This window comes from Aeromonas sp. Prich7-2, assembly GCF_017939255.1.
Lineage (GTDB): Bacteria > Pseudomonadota > Gammaproteobacteria > Enterobacterales > Aeromonadaceae > Aeromonas > Aeromonas caviae.
In genome coordinates, this window is sequence record NZ_JAGKRI010000302.1 from 1 (window position 1) to 1,667 (window position 1,667).

Sequence of the window (1,667 nt, forward strand, 5' to 3'; positions counted from 1 at the left end):
GCCGAGGGTCTTTTTAGGACAGTCAGGCGCGATTCTCATCGTGGCGCGGAGAACATTCTCCATCAAGACGCCGGATAGATTTAAGCAAGCCAACCACAACACCCGAAATCAAGGTTGCAAAAAAGGGGGTGACCATAGATTTTCTTTCATTGCTCGCTGAAAGGCTGCCAGCAGCATGTCAAAGGCATTCTTACCCAACAGCGTAGGGCCAACGTAATACAGAAGCGATGCCAGCGAATAATTTTGTCCGTCCGCATAGAAATTTATTCCCCGCTCGTAGTAGAACGGCTCGACTGCGTAGTCCACGAACATCAGCAGCAGCAGGAAACGCTTGTCACAAACGTATGTTACACACTTGTAGTTTTTCAGGACGTCACTGAGCAAAGCGAGCAGTCGGGGGTGGTTCTTAGGTCTTCGTGCAAGCGACCTGTATTTGAGTTCTGGCGCCTGTAGCCCCGGGAAGTGTGTATTTATTGTATGGAGATGGTATTCACCTGACAGTTTCCCACAAAAGGGAGTGGTCATACGGCTTCAAACCGGATAACAAAACGGTACCCCTACCGTGTTATCCGGAGTCACCGTATGACCACCAACGAGAAAGTAGCACGTCGCAAACTCAGCCTGCTAGAGCTCGCCAAAGAGCTCAATAATGTCAGCAAAGCCTGCAAGCTCATCGGCTACAGCCGTCAGCAGTTCTACGAAATTCGCCGTAATTACCAGACCTATGGCGCCGAGGGCTTGCTCGACAAATTGCCAGGCTGTAAAGGGGCTCATCCCAATCGGGTCGCTCCCGAGATTGAACACGCCATCCTCGATTACTCCCTCACCAGACCAACTCATGGCCCGCTGCGGGTCGCGCAAGAACTGGCTCTGCAAGGCATCAATGTCAGTGCGGGCGGTGTGCGTGGCGTGTGGCAACGGCACGACTTGCTCTCCAAACACGACCGCTTGCTGCGCCTTGAGAAAACTCACCGGGAGCAGACCATTGAGCTCAATGACGAGCAGATTCGCCTGCTCGAACGCTTCAGCCCCGAGTTTCGCGAACGCCAGATTGAGGTTCACTACACCGGAGAACTGGTGGCGGTCGACACCTTCTTCGTCGGCGCGCTCAAGGGGGTTGGCAAGGTGTATCTGCAAACCGTGCTGGACTGCTATAGCCGCCACGCCTGGGGACGGCTCTACACCAGCAAGCTGCCGGTGACCTCGGTTCATGTGCTCAATGAAACGGTACTGCCGTTTTTCGAGGCCCACGAGGCACGGGTCTATACCATCCTGTCGGATAACGGGCGCGAGTTCTGTGGACGAGCTGACCACCATCCCTACGAGCTGTTCCTGCAACTGGAGGGGATTGAGCACCGGACAACCAAGGTACGCAGGCCGCAGAGCAACGGCTTTATCGAACGGCTGCATCGCACACTGCTGGATGAACACTTCCGTATCAAGGGGAGGACGACCTGGTATGAGTCGGTAGAACAGATGCAGACAGACCTGGATAGCTACCTGGAACACTACAACACCCAGCCAGGGCCGACGCATGATCATTCTCTGCACAAGTTGATCAAGTCTCGATCAGTTGAACGGCTCCAAGTACGATTTTAATTGTACCTTGCGTTGCCAAGCTGTAAATAGTCGAGATCTTAACCAACTGTTTATTATTATGGCCCAGA

Annotated in this window: 1 protein-coding gene; it reads left to right on the forward strand. The window is 53.6% G+C overall.

All coding sequences use genetic code 11. The features are described from left to right. The first annotated feature begins 582 nt into the window (after positions 1-582). Positions 583-1,599, forward strand: coding sequence for an IS481 family transposase (locus tag J9892_RS22090; protein ID WP_246876740.1), 1,017 nt, complete (start codon positions 583-585; stop codon positions 1,597-1,599). Positions 1,600-1,667 lie beyond the last annotated feature (68 nt).

Bases quoted from the DNA above. Each gene is read 5' to 3' on its own strand.
- J9892_RS22090 (WP_246876740.1), top strand. From the start codon at position 583: ATGACCACCAACGAGAAAGTAGCACGTCGCAAACTCAGCCTGCTAGAG.